The sequence below is a fragment of the Cloacibacterium sp. TD35 genome (assembly GCF_028864635.1).
GTDB lineage: Bacteria > Bacteroidota > Bacteroidia > Flavobacteriales > Weeksellaceae > Cloacibacterium.
The window spans coordinates 603,942-620,795 of sequence record NZ_CP104850.1; the positions used below are offsets into that span (position 1 = coordinate 603,942).

Genomic DNA, 16,854 nt, shown 5'->3' on the forward strand with positions numbered 1-16,854 from the left:
TAAAAATTTTATCCATTGAAAAAACTAATTCCATTTTTAATTTTAACCATTATACTTTCGTGCACCAAAAAAAATTCAGAATCAGACTCATCTAAAAATAAAATTTATTTAAAAGCCTCAGACTATAGAGATGCTGGTGAAAAAGATTCTGCATATGTTTATTATGCCCTTGCTAAAAGTGAGTTTTTGAGAAAAAACGACTCGCTTTTTGCTGCAAAATGTTTAATAAACATGGCCATTATCCAAACAGATCAAGGAGATCATTTTGGTGGAATAGAAACTTCCCTAGAAGCCGAAAAAATGCTGAAAAAAAATGACAGCATTACCAAACAGCTTAAATCATCTAATTATAATAACTTGGCTTTGGCTAGCGCAAAACAAGAAAACTATAAAAACGCTGAAAAATATTATGATTTAGCCCTTCAAAATTCCTCCGAGCAAGAATCTCAATACATCTATTATAACAATATTGCGAATAACTATTTGGATTTAAAGAACTTCGCAAAGGCAAAAGAATTTTACAACAAAGCTTTAAAAACAAAAGATAGTCTTTCTTACGCTAGAACGCTCAATAATCTTGGCAGGTGTTTGCTCATCGAAAATAAAAACATTAATGTCTTAAACTATTTTTTACAATCACTTAAAATCAGAGAATCTAAAGAAGATTACTGGGGGCTGAATTCTAGCTATGCCACTCTTTCTGATTATTACAAAGAAAAAGACCCTCAAAAAGCACTTTTCTACGCAGGAAAAATGTATACAATTGCTCAAAAAATAAAAAGTCCTGATGATAGATTAGAAGCTCTAGAAAAATTAATTTTCCTAGAAAAGTCAGACCATTCAAAAAAATATTTTTCGGAATATCAAAAACTCAATGACAGCCTGCAAACCTCAAGAGCAAAAGCTAAAAACCAATTTGCACTGATTCGCTACGAAACCGAAAAAGCCAAAACCGAAAATATAGAAAACGAGAATCACATCTTTAGACAAAAAGTAGCGATTACATTTCTTATTATAGGTTTAATTACAGGATTATTTTGGTACATGAGAAGGAAAAAAAGATTAGAACAAGAAAAAGAAATTGAAATAAAAAACACGCAGATAAAATATTCTAAAAAAATACATGATGTAGTAGCCAATGGACTTTACCAAACCATGATTGAAGTAGAGAATCAAGATAAACTAGACAAAGAAAAGCTACTCAACAAATTAGAAAAAATGTATGAAGAGTCCAGAGATATTGCACATGAAGAACTCTACGAAAAAGCAGAGAAAGATTTTTCGGTAAAACTTTTTGAAATGATTTCTTCTTATTCTTCACCACAGCAAAAAGTTCTAGTTATAGGAAATGAGCAAAATATTTGGCAGAATATTTCTAAGAATGCACAATCAGAGATTTTTTATTCAATCAGAGAGCTTATGATTAACATGAAAAAACACAGTCAAGCTACCCTAGTTTCCGTTAAATTTGAAAAATCTGAAAATATTTTGAAAATAAAATACAGTGACAATGGCCTTGGAATGGACAATATAGAAAACAAAAAAATTTCCGGGATTAAAAATACGGAAAACCGTATTGAATCCATTGGCGGAGATATTAACTTTGAGAAAAATATAAATAAAGGATTACTGGTAAATATTTCTATTCCAATACTTTAAAAAATGTTTAGCAAAATACTAATAGCCGAAGACCACGAAATTAGAAATCTAGGAGTCATCAAAACTCTAGAAGAATTACAAATTAAAAACTATGAATTTGTAAGCTACTGTGATGACGCAATTACTAAATTAAAAACTGCAATTTCAGAAGAAAACCCATATGATTTACTGATTACCGATTTATCTTTTGATGGGGATTCTCGCGTACAAAAACTCACTTCTGGTCAGGAGCTTATCACCGAAGTAAGACAATTACTGCCCGATATTAAAATCATCGCTTTTTCTATCGAGAAAAAACCTTCAATCATTGATGAACTTTTTAAAAAACACCATATCAATGGCTTTGTGAGCAAAGGTAGAAATGACGCCAAAGAATTAAAAAACGCCATCAAAAAAGTATATGAGGATAAAATTGTTATTCCTCAAGAAATTATTAATTCTATTAGGAATAATTCATTTGAATTTACCAATTATGACGTGCATTTAGTAGAGCTTTTGGCTAAAGGATGGCGTCAACAAGAAATAGAAGATCATTTTAAAAGCAACCATATAAAGCCTGATAGCAGAAGTTCTATAGAAAAACGTTTGAGTGAATTGCGTGAAAATTTAGATGCCAAAAACAATATAGAAATGGTAGTGATTTGCAAAGATTTAGGGATTATTTAGCTTCATTAAATACAATCCTTTAATTTATTAATCTGATAATGATAATAAAAATATAGAAGGAATATGAAATTCTCAAAAAGCCACATATTAAAATTTTTTGCTTCATTTATTTACTTCGTTTTTATGATGTCTAATTTTGCATTAGTTGCAGAAATTATCTTGAATTTGGTTATTAGGAACAAAGTTTTTAATGCTAACATTCTCTATTTTTTCTTTATTGCTTTGAGCTTTCTACTCATCATTTTACAATACAGAATTCAATTAGAGAAAAAAACTTCACCATAAAGTTCTATTAACTAATTAACTAATTTATACTTTAAAAATATAATTTATTGAAAATTACGGAAAACCGTAATGAAATAAATTTTAATCAGAATATCTTTGCAGGAGTAATCTTCTTTATACTCGATTTTAACGGATGCAAAAAAAATTACTTATTAGACTAATAACTATTTTTTATATTACAACACATTTGCATTCTGAGTAAAGTAAGTTTTAAACGGGGAATGGTGGGAGCAATCTCACCATTTATTTTATAGCTTATGTTTTGGAGATTTTAATCTAAAGCAAAAGAAGAAAACACGAACGAAAAAAGAATGGCGAGAAATTATTTTCTCGCCATTTCTGTATGTGGAATATCATCTTCCAAATATTTTTTCCCTGTATCTTGGAATCCAAAATCACTATAAAATTTAATGAGATAATCTTGTGCAGAAATTCTGCATTCTGTAGTATTAAATCTAGTTTTTATAGCTTCTAAAGCAAAACTGATAAGGGTTTTTCCTAGTTTTAAATTTCTGAAATCAGGATGCGTCAGAACTCTTCCAATAGAAGTTTCTGGATATTTTATCCCTTCGGGGAAAATCCTGCAATATGCAACCACTTTTCCTTCTTTTTCAGCAAAAATATGAAGCGCTTTCTGGTCATAACCATCAGCATCTAAGTAATAACAAGTTTGCTCTACCACGAAAACCTCTTGTCTCACTTTCAAAATTTCATACAACTCATGAATAGATAACTCTTCGAATGATTTTATTTTCCAGATAATGTCTTTCATTTTAATAGAAATCTTTAAGCTTATAAACTCTTTTTAGGAGAACTTCACTTTATTTTTAACCAAATAAACATTAGTTTTTTCGATGAATTTCAGAATTTCATCACCACCCATTTTCTTTTCGGCAGAAGTAATATAAATATCAGGTAAATCTTCCCAAGTTTCTAGAAGTTTGGTTTTATATACTTCTACATTTCTGTCGGCAGCTCCAGGTTTTAGCTTATCTTGTTTCGTGAAAACAATAGAAAACGGCACGCCATTTTCTCCGCACCATTCCATAAATTCTAAATCTATTTTTTGGGGAGTATGTCTTATATCAACTAAAACAAAAAGGTTTACCAAATTTTTTCTATTCAGAATATAATTGGTGATGAGTTTTTCAAAATCTTTTCTCAAACTTTTAGAAACTTTAGCATAACCATAGCCAGGTAAATCGGTAAGATACCAATTTTCATTTACCAAAAAATGGTTAATCAGCTGTGTTTTCCCAGGAGTTTGAGAGGTTTTTGCCAAATCTTTATGATTCATAATGGCATTGATTAACGAAGATTTCCCCACGTTACTTCTCCCGATAAAAGCATATTCAGGAATCGTAGGTTCTGGGCACTCTTGCCATTTCCCACTAGATTTTACAAAGTTTACAGTCTTTACTATCATATTCAAAAAATGGAAGCTTTTCAACTTCCATCATTATTTTTTCAACTTAATTCTAAATTTTATCTTTTAACCAGTTGTAAAGAATTTCATTAAACTCTTCTGGTTTTTCCATCATCGCAGCGTGACCGCATTCATCTAACCAGAACAAGTCTGAATTAGGAATTTGCCTATCCATTTCTTCTGCCACATCTGGTGGAGTTACTCCATCTTGTTTTCCCCAAATAATACAAGTTGGCTGTTTTATTTTTGGCAAATCATGGAGCATGTTATGCTTAATAGCACTTTTCGCTAAAAGCACTGTTTTAATGCCTTTCATTCTATCATTTACCACTGCGAAAACCTCATCTACTAATTCATCTGTAGCTACTTTCGGGTCAAAGAAAACTTCTTCTGTTTTCTTTTTGATATAGTCTCTGTCACCTCTTCTTGGAAAGGTTTCTCCAAAACTTTTTTCGTATAAACCAGAACTTCCTGTTAAAACTAAAGAATGGACTAACTCTGGATTAGCTAATGTTAGAATAAGGCCAATATGGCCTCCCATAGAATTCCCCATTAAAGTTACGGGTTGTCCTATTTTATCTTTTATAAATCTTGCTACATATTTTGCAATGCTGGTAAGATTAGTATTCAGCACTGGCAAATCATAAATAGGAAGCTGCGGAACATAAACTTTGTAACCTTTTTCTGAGAAATAAGTAATCATTTTATCAAAATTACTTAAGCCTCCCATCAATCCATGTAGAAGTACCATAGGATGACCTTCTCCGCTTTCTATAAATGTATATTTCTTCTCCTTTTTGGTATTAAAAATCATATAAAGTATCTGTCAAACGCAAAAATACAAAAAAAATAGAATTTTGACCCGTTTTTATCATGTTAATTTCATTTAATACATATCAATTACCCTTACATCTAGCCTTATATAACATCCTTTCATTAACATTTTACTAATCAATCAGTTAGCTACAAAAAGCTCTGCGATTAAAAAGTTATCAACATTAAGTTAAAAAGTGGGAAAAAGTGGGAAATTTTAGAAAATAATAAATAAATTTGCTCCAAATGATTCATTTCTACGAAACATATGAATGCAAGATTGATGACAAAGGCAGAATAAAGCTTCCTTCGTCATTAGTAAAACTATTGCAAAGTTCTGAAGATAAGAACTTTGTAATTAAGCGTGCTGTGTTTCAGAATTGCTTAGAAGTTTACCCGATGCAGCCTTGGGAAAAACTGATGAAAAAGATAAACGGACTGAACCGTTTCGTGAAAAAGAATGCAGATTTCATCAGAATGTTTACCGCCGGTGTAAAAAACGTAGAGCTAGATTCTTCTGAGAGAATTCTTATTCCAAAAGATTTAAAACAATTTGCCAACCTTCATAAAGAAATCGTGATTTCTGGGGCGGGTGAACTGTTTGAAATTTGGGATAAAGAAGCGTATGAAAAAGTAATTGCTACCAACGAAGTTGATTTCGGGAAACTAACCGAAGAGGTGATGGGCGAAATCAATTTTGACGAAGAATAATCTCTACACCTCAATTTTATAATTTTTTAAATCTAATAGAATGTATCACAATCCTGTATTATTAAAGGAAAGTATAGACGCTCTCATCACTAATCCTGATGGAGTTTACGTAGATGTAACTTTCGGAGGAGGCGGGCATTCTCGTGAAATATTAAAAAGACTTTCCAGCAAAGGAAAATTATACAGCTTCGATCAAGATTTAGACGCACTCAACAATTCAATTGATGATGAGAGATTTACATTAATCAATCAGAATTTTAGATTTTTAGAAAACTCACTATTGATGTACGGAGTTACCGAAGTAGACGGAATTTTAGGAGATTTAGGCGTTTCTTCTCATCAATTTGATGCTGCAGAACGTGGTTTTTCTACCAGAAGTGATGCGCCTCTAGACATGAGAATGAACGTGATGCAACATCTAGATGCCAAAAAAATAGTAAATGAATATGAAGAAGAACATTTGGCAGATATTTTCTACTACTATGGTGAAATAAGAGAAGCCAGAAAACTGGCGAGAGAAATTGTACACGCTAGAAAATCAAAGGAAATTGTAACGACTCAAGATTTAAAAAATGTGTTCAGTTATATTCCACAATTTAAGCAAAATAAATTTTTTGCACAGTTATTCCAAGCGATTAGAATAGAGGTAAACCAAGAGCTAGAAGTTTTAAAAGAAATGTTGCTACAATCTTATAAAATCTTGAAAAAAGAAGGAAGATTAGTGGTGATTTCTTATCATTCCTTAGAAGACAGACTGGTAAAGCGCTTTCTAAAAAACGGAATGTTCGAAGGCGAACCAGAACGCGATATTTATGGAAATTATGCTAAAGCTTTTGAATTGTTAAAAAGCAAAGCCATCATTCCAACAGAAGAAGAAATAGAAGAAAATTCTAGAGCAAGAAGCGCTAAAATGCGAGTAGGAATTAAATTATAATTAAAATCAGACAAAGTCTGTGGCAAAAAGAGTAACATATAATAAAAAACCGAAGAAACTTACTTTCATGGATATCATGAAGGGGAATTTCTTAAACCGTGATGAAGTAAAAGTTCATTACAAATATTTTTTACTCATTTTTTCCTTGTTAATGATTATGATTTATAGCAATCACTTGGTCAACAAAAAAATAGAAACCGTAAATCAACTTAAAGAACAGGCAGAAGAATATAAATCTAGAAATGCTTACGCACAGAGTAGATTGATTAAAGTAAGAATGGAAAGTGAGCTAAGCAAAGAAATGGAAGAAGATTCTCTGATGTCTTTAGAAAACCATCCACATAAACTTTTAATAAAAGTAGACAGTTTAGAAAATGGCAATGAATAGTAATGAATATGATATCAAACGCGGCAGAGCGTTAAAATGGGGTTACCTTTTTGCAGGGGTAGCTTTCATCGTATTTGTTATGTTTCTGACAAGAATTATTTTTTTACAAAATACCAATGTAGAAGAATTTGAAGACAATTATATCAGTAAGAATTACAGAGAAGCCACTTTAAAAGCTGCTCGTGGAAACCTTTTTGCGTCAGATGGTTCTATTTTAGCAACCACTGTAATGAGATACGATGCATATATCGATTTTAAAACCATCAAGGATTCTGTTTACGATAATAATATTGGCGCATTAACTGATTCTTTGAGCCAAATGTTTGGTAAACCAAGGGTTCATTACAGAAAAATCTTTGACGAACAAAAAAAGAAAAAAAATCAATATTTTTCTTTGGTAAGAGGTTTAGACTTCGACCAATATGACAGAATTAAAAAATTCCCGATTTTCAGTAAAAAAGATAAAAAAACAGGGAAATTTAAGAAAAACAGATGTTTAATTATCGATAGAAAATTCCGCAGAGAACTGGCAACTGCTCAAATTGGTGCAGGAACAATAGGAATGGATAACGAGATTGGAAAATCTGGACTTGAAGGCGCTTTTTCTAAATATCTTTCCGGAACAGACGGAAAAAGATTAGAGCAAAGAATCAATTCATCTCAGTGGAAACCAATTGATTATTGGAAAGTACAAGATCCTATAGACGGTCAAGATGTTTACACCACAATAGATTTAAGAATTCAAGATATTGCCCATTCTGCTCTAGAAAAACAATTGTTACACTATGAAGCAGATCATGGTTCAGTTCTCGTAATGGAAGCTGCCACTGGCAAAGTAAGAGCCATGGTAAACCTTAGAAGAAATGAAGAGGGAAATTATATAGACGCTTACAATTACGCGCTGAAAGATGCTACAGAACCAGGTTCTACATTTAAGACGGTTTCGCTTTTGGCTGCAATGGACGATGGTTTCATAGATGAAAATACCAAAATCAACATTGGTGGAATTTCTTGGACTTATTATAGTCAGAGAATTACAGATTCTCACGCAGGTGGAACGTATGACATCAGTGATATTTTAGCACAATCAAGTAACATTGGTGCGGCAAAAATCATCACCCAGCATTATGCAGATAAACCAGATGTTTTCTTAAAACATTTGAAGAGATGGAAACTTTTTGAAAAATTAGAAATCGAACTTCCAGGTGTTACCAAACCTTCAATTGTAACACCAGAAAATAAAAGATGGAACAAGGCAACATTGGCTTCTCTAGGATATGGTTATAGCGTGAGCCTCAATTTATTACAGCTTACCACTTTCTATAACGGAATTGCCAATAAAGGAAAAATGGTGAAACCGCTTTTCATAGAAAAAATCATGAAAGACGGTAAGGTTTCTTATCAAGCAGAACCTCAGGTTTTAGTAGATAAAATGGCTTCTACTGAGGCTATTAATCTAATGACTGCGATGCTTACCAAAGCGGTAGAAAAAGGAACAGCAAAAAGTATTTTCACTCCAAACATCAAATTGGCAGGAAAAACTGGAACCGCAAGGTTTGAATATTGGAAACCAGGACCAACAAAATATCAGGCGAGTTTTGCAGGGTTTTTTCCAGCTGATAATCCTAAATATACTTGTATAGTAATGGTAAACCAACCAAACACTTCAAAAGGATATTATGGATCCGTGGTTTCGGCGCCAGTTTTTAAAGAAATTGCAGGAAAAGTGTTCCTTAAAACACCGCTGAATGTAGAAAAAGAGCTTTTAGTAGATAAAAAGGTGAACCTTAATAAAATGCTAGAACCCAATGTAAAGGTAAATGTGAAAAACGGAGTTCTGCCTAATCTAAAAGGTTTAATGGGGAAAAACATTATTCCTCAATTAGAAAACCAAGGATACCGAGTTGATTATAAAGGTGTTGGGAAAATAAAAAATCAGTTCCCAATGGCTGGAACTGTCATTAATAAAAACCAAAGAATTTATTTGGAATTACAGAATTAAAATGATTTTATCAGAATTATTACATAAAATTCCCGTTTTAGAAACTTTTGAAAATTTAAATTCTGAGGTTTCAGAACTCGTTTTCGATAGCAGAAAAGTTACCGAAGGTTCGCTCTATGTTGCTATAAAAGGAACCGTTTCAGACGGACATTCTTATATTTCTTCGGCGATTGAAAAGGGAGCGAAAACAATTGTTTGCGAAGTTTTACCCGAAAATTTAATCGATGGAATTAACTATATTCAAGTTAAAAATTCATCTAAAGCTTTAGGCAAACTTGCTTCTAATTTTTATGGAAATCCTTCTGAAAATCTAAAGTTAATCGGAATTACAGGCACCAACGGAAAAACCACCGCTTCTACTCTACTTTTTGATATTTTCAAAAATTTAGGTTACCAAAGCGCACTCATTTCTACCGTAGAGTACAGAATTGGAGATGAAATCATTCCATCTACACATACCACTCCAGATGTAATTCGTTTGAACCAAATGTTGGCAAAAGCTGTAGAAAACGGTTGCGAATATGCTTTTATGGAAGTTTCTTCACACGGAATTCATCAAGACAGAATTGAGGGTTTACACTTTGCTGTAGCGGGTTTCACCAATCTTACTCATGATCATCTTGATTATCATAAAACGTTTGAAGAATATCTTAAAACCAAAAAAAGATTCTTCGATGAGTTGCCAGAATCTGCAGTAGCGATTACCAATGCTGATGATAAAAACGGTGATGTAATGCTACAAAATACCAAAGCGAAAAAGAAAGATTACGCTTTGAAAACTTTGGCAGATTATCATGGGAAAATTTTGGAAGTAGACTTCAATGGAATGCTTCTGAATTTCAACGGAAAAGAATTTTGGACGACTTTAACGGGGAAATTCAATGTTTATAATTTACTTCTAGCTTTTGCTATTTCAGTGGAATTAGGATTCAATGAAGAAGAAGTTTTACAAGCGATTTCAACTCTAAAAAGAGTAAACGGAAGATTTGAAACCATAAAATCTGATGGCGGAATTTTCTTCATCGTAGATTATGCTCACACTCCAGATGCTTTGGAAAATGTATTAGATTCTATCAACGAAATCAGAACCAAAAACGAAAGATTAATCACTGTTTTCGGTTGTGGCGGAGACAGAGATCAAGCAAAGAGACCAGAAATGGGAAAAATTGCAACCAGAAAATCTACTTTGGCCATTATTACCACAGACAATCCGAGAACTGAAAATCCTCAAGATATTATCAAAGAAATTGAGGCGGGTGTAGAACCGCAGAATTTCAGCAAATACACTTCTATTCCAGACAGAAGAGAAGCGATAAAAATGGCGATAAAATTCGCTGAGCCTAAAGATATTGTTCTCGTAGCAGGAAAAGGCCACGAAACGTATCAAGAAATCAATGGAGTGAGACATCATTTTGATGATAAAGAAACGATTGTAGAGTTATATAAATTAATGAGTAAATAATTTTAAAGGCAAAGAAAAATTCAAAGCGTTTAAAATCTAAAACTAGAAAATATGTTGTACTATCTATACGAATATCTTACCAATCACGGAATTCACATTCCTGGATTAAACTTACTGAAATACATCTCTTTCAGAGCGGCTTTTGCTGTGCTTTTTTCATTGCTGATTGCTCTGGTTTATGGTAAAAAAATCATCAATTATCTGCGTAACAAACAGATGGGAGAATTGGTAAGAGATCTCGGGTTAGAAGGACAAAAACAAAAAGAGGGTACACCAACTATGGGAGGCTTAATCATCATTTTTGCCACCATTATTCCTGTACTTTTATTTACAAAATTTAATATTTACGTTCTTCTGTTGATTGTTTCCATGCTTTGGATGGGCGCCATCGGCTTTATAGACGATTATCTCAAAAAAGTAAAGAAAAATAAAGACGGCTTAAGCGGAATTTTTAAAATTATAGGACAAGTTGGTTTAGGATTAATCGTAGGAGTAACCATGTATTTTCACCCAGACATTACCATCAAAAGAAAATATGCTGATGCTCACGAAATCAACAGAACAAGCGTTTCTCAAAACTTTGCTCCAGCAGAAAGAGAAACCATTTCCACTGTTCCATTTATGAAAAACAATGAGTTTGATTACAGCAAAATTCTTTTCTGGATGGACGAATCTTCACAAGAAGAATGGGCTTGGATTATTTTTATCCCACTGGTAATTTTCATTGTGACAGCGGTTTCTAATGGAGCCAATATTACAGACGGAATTGATGGACTTGCTGCAGGAACAAGTGTGGTGATTTTAGGAACACTTGCATTTTTTGCCTATCTATCTGGAAACATCATTTTCGCTGATTATCTGAATATTATGTTCCTACCAAACATGGGAGAAACCACCATTTTCGCAGTTGCTTTAATTGGAGCAACCATAGGATTTTTCTGGTACAACACTTATCCAGCTCAAGTTTTTATGGGCGACACTGGTAGTTTGATGTTAGGAGGTGTAATTGCTGTTTTGGCAATTATTTTAAGAAAAGAATTATTGATTCCAGTTTTATGTGGAATTTTCTTAATCGAAAATCTTTCAGTAATGCTGCAAGTAGCGGTTTTTAAATACAGAAAGAAAAAGTACGGATTAGAGTACGCTCAGAATAACAGATTGTTTAAAATGTCTCCACTTCATCACCATTATCAGAAAAGTGGTTTCCATGAAAGCAAAATTGTTAACAGAATGATTATCATAGGAGTTATGTTGGCGATTATTTGTTTAATAACACTGAAAATTAGATAAAAATTAAGTTCCACAGGAACGAAAGATATTATAACGTTGGTTTTTAATCCAACAAAATAAAAAGGTTTGAAATAAAAATCGAAATGGAAAAAATGAAAGTCGTAATTCTAGGAGGAGGAGAAAGTGGAGTGGGCGCTGCAATTTTGGCTAAAACTAAAGGTTTGGAAGTTTTTCTTTCAGACAAAGGCGAAATTAAAGAGAATTACAAAAAAGTTTTGGTAGAAAACGGAATCGAGTTTGAAGAAAAAAACCACGATGAAGAAAGAATTCTTGCTGCAGATTGGGTCATAAAATCTCCGGGAGTTCCTAAGAAAGCTGAAATGGTTCAAAAAATCAAAGCGAAAGGAATCAGACTTTCTTCGGAGATAGAATTCGGTGCAGAATTTACCAACGCCAAAATCATCGCCATCACAGGAAGTAATGGGAAAACCACTACTACATCGCTCATTTATCACATTCTGAAAAATGACAACTTGAATGTAGGTTTAGGTGGAAACATCGGCAAAAGTTTCGCAATGCAAGTTGCGCAAGAGAATTTTGATTATTATGTACTGGAAGTTAGTAGCTTCCAACTGGATGATATTCAGAATTTTAGACCATATATTTCTTTATTATTGAATTTGAGTCCAGACCATCTTGACCAATACAATTACAATTACGAAGAATATGCTTTGGCAAAATTCAGAATTGCCGAAAATCAAGAAAATGACAACTATTTCATCTACAATAAAGATGATGAAATGAGTCAAAAACTGCTTCAAAAATTAGATTTAAGAGTGAAGCAAATTCCATTCTCTATGAAGGAAAAATTTGATGAAGGAGGTTTTACAGAAGAGGAGAAAATTGTGGTAAAACTTCACGATGAGTTTTCTATGAAAATAGAAGATTTATCTCTGATGGGAACGCATAATGTTGCCAATAGCCTAGCAGCATCTATCGCTGGTAAACTATTGAATATCAGCAACGAAAGCATTAGAAATTCTCTGATGACTTTCCAAGCGGTAGAACACAGATTAGAAGGTGTGGCAGAAATTAATGGTGTGAAATTCATCAACGATTCTAAAGCAACCAATGTAAACGCTACCTACTATGCTTTAGAAAGCATGAAAACCCCAACGATTTGGATTGTTGGTGGAACAGACAAGGGAAATGATTACACAGAAATAGAAGATTTAGTAAAAAGAAAAGTAAAAGCGATTATTTGTTTAGGGCTTGACAATGCTAAAATCATTAATTTTTTCAAAGACAAAAAAGATATTATCGTAGATACTTCTAGCATGGAAGAAGCGGTGAAAACTGCGAAATCTTTAGCAGAAAAAGGCGATACCGTTTTACTTTCTCCTTGTTGTGCAAGTTTTGATTTATTCAATAACTATGAACATAGAGGACAATTATTTAAAGAAGAAGTTTTAAAAACAGAAAATTCAAAGTAAGGATTTGAATTTTAAATTATAGAATGGAACAACAAGAAAACAAATTTGAACTTTTAAAAGGCGACAAAGTGCTTTGGATGGTGATTATTTTAATCTCCTTCTTTTCCGTGTTCCCTGTATATTCTGCAAGTTCTAACTTAGAATACATTGTGCAGAATGGTACAACTACGGGACACGTTATCAAGCACATGTTTTTTGTTTTCTTAGGTTTAGCCATTATGAGAGCTGTAGGAACAGTAAAATACGAACACATCGGAAAACTAAGCAGTATCCTTCTCGGAATTATGGTGATTTTACTTTTTGTAACCATGTTTACAGGACAAAAAATCGACGGAGCGTCTGCTTCTCGTTGGTTAAAAATCCCAGGAACCCCTATTTCTTTTCAGCCATCAAGCTTTGCATACCTCATGTTAATTATTTATTTGTGTAGATATTTAACTAAAAAAATTAAAAGAGAAAGACTTCCGATAGAGAACATATTTTACATTTTCGGACCTGTTTTATTGGTTTTCGGATTAGTTGCCAAAGATAATGGGTCTACTGCATTGATGATTCTAATGGTTTCATTAGCAGTAATGTTAATAGGTCAACTTTCCTCCAAATACATTCTGGGATTTTTAGGAATATCAGGGCTTTTTGTGGGAGTTTTCTTGTTTTTGGCTTTAAAAACAGATTTAATTGGCAGCAATCGTGTTCATACTTGGGTAAGTAGAATAGAAACTTTTGCCAATTCTAAGAAAAACGAAAATGTAGAAGACGAAACAGTTAAAGCAAAAAACTATCAGGTAAACCAAGCAAAAGCAGCAATAGTTCACGGCGGAATTACAGGAATGGGACCAGGGAAATCTGCCTTAAAACAGATGCTTCCACAGTCTGCTTCGGATTTTATTTTCGCCATTATTGTAGAGGAATATGGTTTTTTTGGAGCATTAGTTCTTATCACTTTATACATGATTATGATGATAAGAATTGTGATGATTGCCAGTAAAATGCGGGCATTTTTTGGAAGTTTATTGGTGCTCAGTTTAGGAATTATGATTTTCGTGCAATTGGCAGTAAATATTGCTGTAGCGGTAAATCTTATTCCAGTAACAGGACAGCCACTTCCTTTGATTAGTTATGGAGGAACTTCAATGCTGGTTACTTATCTTCAATTAGGAATTATTCTGAATGTAAGTTCAAGAATTCTCACTTTCGAAGAAGAAGGAATGGGCAAAAAACAAAATGTAGAAGAAATAAATGATATAGCGTAAAATTAAACGATTGAACGAGTTGTAATCTTTAAATATTTCAATTCTTAAATCTTTAAATCAAGATAATATGAGCAAAAAATTAAAAGTTTTAATGAGTGGTGGTGGAACAGGTGGTCACATCTTTCCAGCTGTTGCCATTGCGCAGGAAATACAAAAACGTTTTCCTGATGCAGAGTTTTTGTTCATGGGTGCCAATGGAAAAATGGAGATGGAAAAAGTTCCGCAAGCTGGTTTCAAGATTGAAGGATTAAACATCGCAGGATTTGACAGAGGAAATCTTTTGGCTAATATTAATTTACCGTTTAAGGTAATTTCTAGTTTGCTTAAAGCTAGAAAAATCATCAAAGAATTCCAGCCAGATTTTGCTGTGGGAACAGGAGGTTTTGCAAGCGGGCCAGCTTTATTCATCGCTGCGAGAATGGGAATCCCTACTTTTATCCAAGAGCAGAATTCTCTTCCTGGGAAAACCAATATTTTCAATGCTAAAAAGGCAAAAACTGTTTTCACCGCCTATCCAAATATGGAAAAATTCTTCCACGGAACGAAAACATTATTTTTAGGAAATCCTATCAGAAAAAACATTATTACTGATATCATTGACAGCGATTTAGCCAAAGAAAAATTAGGTTTAGAAAAAGGGAAGTTAACGATACTTTCAGTAGGCGGTTCATTAGGTTCTAGAACTTTGAATAACGGCTGGAAAGAAAACATTAATCAAGTTTTAGAAAAAGATTACCAACTCATTTGGCAAACAGGTAAACTAGATTATAAAAATATTTTAGAAGAAACGAAAGACATTCACAGCAGAAACATTCAAATAGTAGAATTTATTAAAAACATGGAAATGGCTTATTCTGCGGCAGATGTAATTGTTTCTAGAGCTGGAGCGATAGCGATTTCGGAATTGGCAATTGCTAAAAAGCCAGTTTTGCTAGTTCCTTTTCCGTTTGCAGCAGAAGATCATCAAACCAAAAACGCTCAGACTTTGGTTGAAAAAAATGCTGCTAAAATGGTGAAAGACACAGAGATGAAAGATAAATTCTGGAACACGCTTTCAGAAATTTGCGAAAACGAAGATTTGAGAACGGAAATGGCTCAAAATTTAGAATTTTTTGCAAAACCAAAAGCGACAGAAGAAATTGTAGATGAAATATTAAAGACATTATGAAAAACTATCAAAACTTTTACTTCGTAGGAATCGGTGGAATCGGTATGTCTGCTTTGGCAAGATATTTCCATGCTGCCGGGAAAAATGTTTTGGGCTATGATAAAACCGAAACCAAACTCACTACAGAGCTTCAGAAGGAAGGAATTTCTATCACTTTTGAAGATATGGTAGATGAGAAAATTTCGTCTTTGAAGAAAGAAGAAACATTAGTGATTTATACACCTGCGATTAAAGTTTTAGGAATTTTAGATTATTTCAATGAAAATGGTTTTGAAGTTTTAAAACGCGCAAAAGTTCTCGGCATGATTACCGAAGATACCAATTGTATCGCGGTAGCTGGAACGCATGGCAAAACAACTACCTCTAGTTTGGTAGCACATCTTTGCAAAGTGGCTGATCTTCCATTTTCAGGATTTTTAGGTGGAATTGCAGAAAATTATAAGTCAAATTTCATCTTTAACGGAACAGAAATGTCTGTTTTAGAAGCAGATGAATATGACAGAAGTTTCCTCAACCTTTCACCAGATTGGGCAATTATTACATCTATTGATGCAGACCATCTTGATATTTATGGAGATACTGAAACCATAGAACAAGGTTTCAGGGATTTTGCAGATTTAGTGCCAGAAAACGACCAGCTTTTCGTGAGAAAAGGAGTAAATATTGGCAGACCGTGTAAAACATATGCGGTAAATGAAGAAGCTGATTATTATTCTGATAATCTGCATATTGTAGATGGTTGGATGATGTTTGATTTTCATGCAGGCGAACAAACAGTAGAGTTTGCATGGCAAATTCCGGGAACGCATAATGTAGAAAATGCAACTGCTGCTATTGCTGTTTTGCACAATTTAGGAGCAGATTTTACAGCTTTACAAGAGGGGATTTCTAGTTTCAAAGGAATTAAAAGACGTTATACCAAACATATTTTTGAAAACGGTAAGATTTATGTAGATGATTATGCACACCACCCTACAGAACTGAATGCGGTAATGGGTTCTATCAGAACTTTTAACCCAAATAAAAAACTGTTGGTTGTGTTTCAGCCACATTTATTCAGCAGAACCAGAGATTTTGCAGATGGTTTTGGAGAAAGTTTAGCTGCAGCAGATGAATTGTTATTATTAGACATTTATCCAGCAAGAGAATTACAGAAAGATTTTGACGGTGTAACTTCTGATTGGTTGTTAGAAAAAGTACAGTTAGAGAAAAAAGAAGCGTGCAGTTTAAGCGAAGCTTTTGAAAAAATCAAAGAAAAAGATTTTGACATTTTGCTTACAGTAGGTGCAGGAAACATAGACACTTTGTATGACCCAATTATGAATTGGATTGGTACATTGAAAAATTAAAAATAGAAAAAACTC

General features: G+C 33.2%; 15 protein-coding genes. 12 read left to right on the top strand and 3 right to left on the bottom strand.

Annotated elements, in window-relative coordinates; translation table 11 throughout:
- Positions 1-15: 15 nt before the first annotated feature.
- Both N7277_RS02710 and N7277_RS02715 read left to right on the top strand, forming a co-directional pair.
- Positions 16-1,659, top strand: coding sequence for a tetratricopeptide repeat protein (locus N7277_RS02710; RefSeq protein ID WP_274780222.1), 1,644 nt, complete (start codon positions 16-18; stop codon positions 1,657-1,659).
- Positions 1,660-1,662: 3 nt separating this feature from the next.
- Positions 1,663-2,325, top strand: coding sequence for a response regulator (locus tag N7277_RS02715; protein ID WP_274780223.1), 663 nt, complete (start codon positions 1,663-1,665; stop codon positions 2,323-2,325).
- 607 nt (positions 2,326-2,932) lie between these two features.
- Here the strand turns inward: N7277_RS02715 and N7277_RS02720 are convergent.
- From N7277_RS02720 to N7277_RS02730, 3 genes are read right to left on the bottom strand one after another with little or no spacing between them, the layout of a single operon-like run.
- Positions 2,933-3,382 carry a GNAT family N-acetyltransferase gene (locus N7277_RS02720; protein ID WP_274780224.1) on the bottom strand — a complete coding sequence of 150 codons (450 nt, stop codon included), beginning with the start codon at positions 3,380-3,382 and terminating at the stop codon, positions 2,933-2,935.
- 33 nt (positions 3,383-3,415) lie between these two features.
- On the bottom strand, positions 3,416-4,036 hold the full coding sequence (gene yihA, locus N7277_RS02725; protein ID WP_274780225.1) for a ribosome biogenesis GTP-binding protein YihA/YsxC: 621 nt from the start codon (positions 4,034-4,036) through the stop codon (positions 3,416-3,418).
- 52 nt (positions 4,037-4,088) lie between these two features.
- A complete protein-coding gene (locus N7277_RS02730) occupies positions 4,089-4,850 on the bottom strand; it encodes an alpha/beta fold hydrolase (protein WP_274780226.1) in 762 nt (253 codons plus the stop codon).
- A 245-nt stretch (positions 4,851-5,095) separates the two neighbouring features.
- On the opposite strand from N7277_RS02730, the gene mraZ reads away from it, so the two are divergent.
- The 10 genes from mraZ (at position 5,096) to murC (ending at position 16,839) form a co-directional block, all read left to right on the top strand.
- Positions 5,096-5,560, top strand: a complete 465-nt coding sequence (gene mraZ / locus N7277_RS02735) for a division/cell wall cluster transcriptional repressor MraZ (RefSeq protein ID WP_104792944.1) — start codon at positions 5,096-5,098, stop codon at positions 5,558-5,560.
- 40 nt (positions 5,561-5,600) lie between these two features.
- Positions 5,601-6,494, top strand: coding sequence for a 16S rRNA (cytosine(1402)-N(4))-methyltransferase RsmH (gene rsmH, locus N7277_RS02740; RefSeq protein ID WP_274780227.1), 894 nt, complete (start codon positions 5,601-5,603; stop codon positions 6,492-6,494).
- Between the two features lie 19 nt (positions 6,495-6,513).
- Positions 6,514-6,882 (top strand): FtsL-like putative cell division protein, encoded by a 369-nt coding sequence (locus N7277_RS02745; RefSeq protein ID WP_274780228.1) that lies wholly within the window; start codon positions 6,514-6,516, stop codon positions 6,880-6,882.
- Entirely contained in the window at positions 6,869-8,884 is a 2,016-nt protein-coding gene (locus N7277_RS02750) for a penicillin-binding transpeptidase domain-containing protein (RefSeq protein WP_274780229.1), read from the top strand. The genes N7277_RS02745 and N7277_RS02750 overlap by 14 nt, the downstream gene beginning before the upstream one ends.
- Before the next feature lies 1 nt (position 8,885).
- Complete coding sequence (locus N7277_RS02755; protein WP_274780230.1) at positions 8,886-10,346, top strand: UDP-N-acetylmuramoyl-L-alanyl-D-glutamate--2,6-diaminopimelate ligase; 1,461 nt, start codon at positions 8,886-8,888, stop codon at positions 10,344-10,346.
- Between the two features lie 51 nt (positions 10,347-10,397).
- Positions 10,398-11,636 carry a phospho-N-acetylmuramoyl-pentapeptide-transferase gene (gene mraY, locus N7277_RS02760; RefSeq protein ID WP_274780231.1) on the top strand — a complete coding sequence of 413 codons (1,239 nt, stop codon included), beginning with the start codon at positions 10,398-10,400 and terminating at the stop codon, positions 11,634-11,636.
- 92 nt (positions 11,637-11,728) lie between these two features.
- Positions 11,729-13,069, top strand: coding sequence for a UDP-N-acetylmuramoyl-L-alanine--D-glutamate ligase (murD, locus tag N7277_RS02765; protein WP_274780232.1), 1,341 nt, complete (start codon positions 11,729-11,731; stop codon positions 13,067-13,069).
- A gap of 23 nt (positions 13,070-13,092) precedes the next feature.
- Positions 13,093-14,322 carry an FtsW/RodA/SpoVE family cell cycle protein gene (locus N7277_RS02770; RefSeq protein WP_274780233.1) on the top strand — a complete coding sequence of 410 codons (1,230 nt, stop codon included), beginning with the start codon at positions 13,093-13,095 and terminating at the stop codon, positions 14,320-14,322.
- Between the two features lie 67 nt (positions 14,323-14,389).
- Positions 14,390-15,490 carry an undecaprenyldiphospho-muramoylpentapeptide beta-N-acetylglucosaminyltransferase gene (murG, locus tag N7277_RS02775; RefSeq protein ID WP_274780234.1) on the top strand — a complete coding sequence of 367 codons (1,101 nt, stop codon included), beginning with the start codon at positions 14,390-14,392 and terminating at the stop codon, positions 15,488-15,490.
- Entirely contained in the window at positions 15,487-16,839 is a 1,353-nt protein-coding gene (gene murC, locus N7277_RS02780; protein ID WP_274780235.1) for a UDP-N-acetylmuramate--L-alanine ligase, read from the top strand. Before murG ends, murC begins: the two co-directional genes overlap by 4 nt.
- Positions 16,840-16,854 lie beyond the last annotated feature (15 nt).

What these genes read in the sequence shown, in the direction of transcription:
- N7277_RS02715 (WP_274780223.1), top strand. Translation starts at nt 1,663, where the DNA reads ATGTTTAGCAAAATACTAATAGCCGAAGACCACGAAATTAGAAATCTA.
- N7277_RS02720 (WP_274780224.1), bottom strand. Translation starts at nt 3,382, where the DNA reads ATGAAAGACATTATCTGGAAAATAAAATCATTCGAAGAGTTATCTATT.
- yihA (WP_274780225.1), bottom strand. Translation starts at nt 4,036, where the DNA reads ATGATAGTAAAGACTGTAAACTTTGTAAAATCTAGTGGGAAATGGCAA.
- N7277_RS02730 (WP_274780226.1), bottom strand. Translation starts at nt 4,850, where the DNA reads ATGATTTTTAATACCAAAAAGGAGAAGAAATATACATTTATAGAAAGC.
- mraZ (WP_104792944.1), top strand. Translation starts at nt 5,096, where the DNA reads ATGATTCATTTCTACGAAACATATGAATGCAAGATTGATGACAAAGGC.
- rsmH (WP_274780227.1), top strand. Translation starts at nt 5,601, where the DNA reads ATGTATCACAATCCTGTATTATTAAAGGAAAGTATAGACGCTCTCATC.
- N7277_RS02750 (WP_274780229.1), top strand. Translation starts at nt 6,869, where the DNA reads ATGGCAATGAATAGTAATGAATATGATATCAAACGCGGCAGAGCGTTA.
- N7277_RS02755 (WP_274780230.1), top strand. Translation starts at nt 8,886, where the DNA reads ATGATTTTATCAGAATTATTACATAAAATTCCCGTTTTAGAAACTTTT.
- mraY (WP_274780231.1), top strand. Translation starts at nt 10,398, where the DNA reads ATGTTGTACTATCTATACGAATATCTTACCAATCACGGAATTCACATT.
- murD (WP_274780232.1), top strand. Translation starts at nt 11,729, where the DNA reads ATGAAAGTCGTAATTCTAGGAGGAGGAGAAAGTGGAGTGGGCGCTGCA.
- N7277_RS02770 (WP_274780233.1), top strand. Translation starts at nt 13,093, where the DNA reads ATGGAACAACAAGAAAACAAATTTGAACTTTTAAAAGGCGACAAAGTG.
- murG (WP_274780234.1), top strand. Translation starts at nt 14,390, where the DNA reads ATGAGCAAAAAATTAAAAGTTTTAATGAGTGGTGGTGGAACAGGTGGT.
- murC (WP_274780235.1), top strand. Translation starts at nt 15,487, where the DNA reads ATGAAAAACTATCAAAACTTTTACTTCGTAGGAATCGGTGGAATCGGT.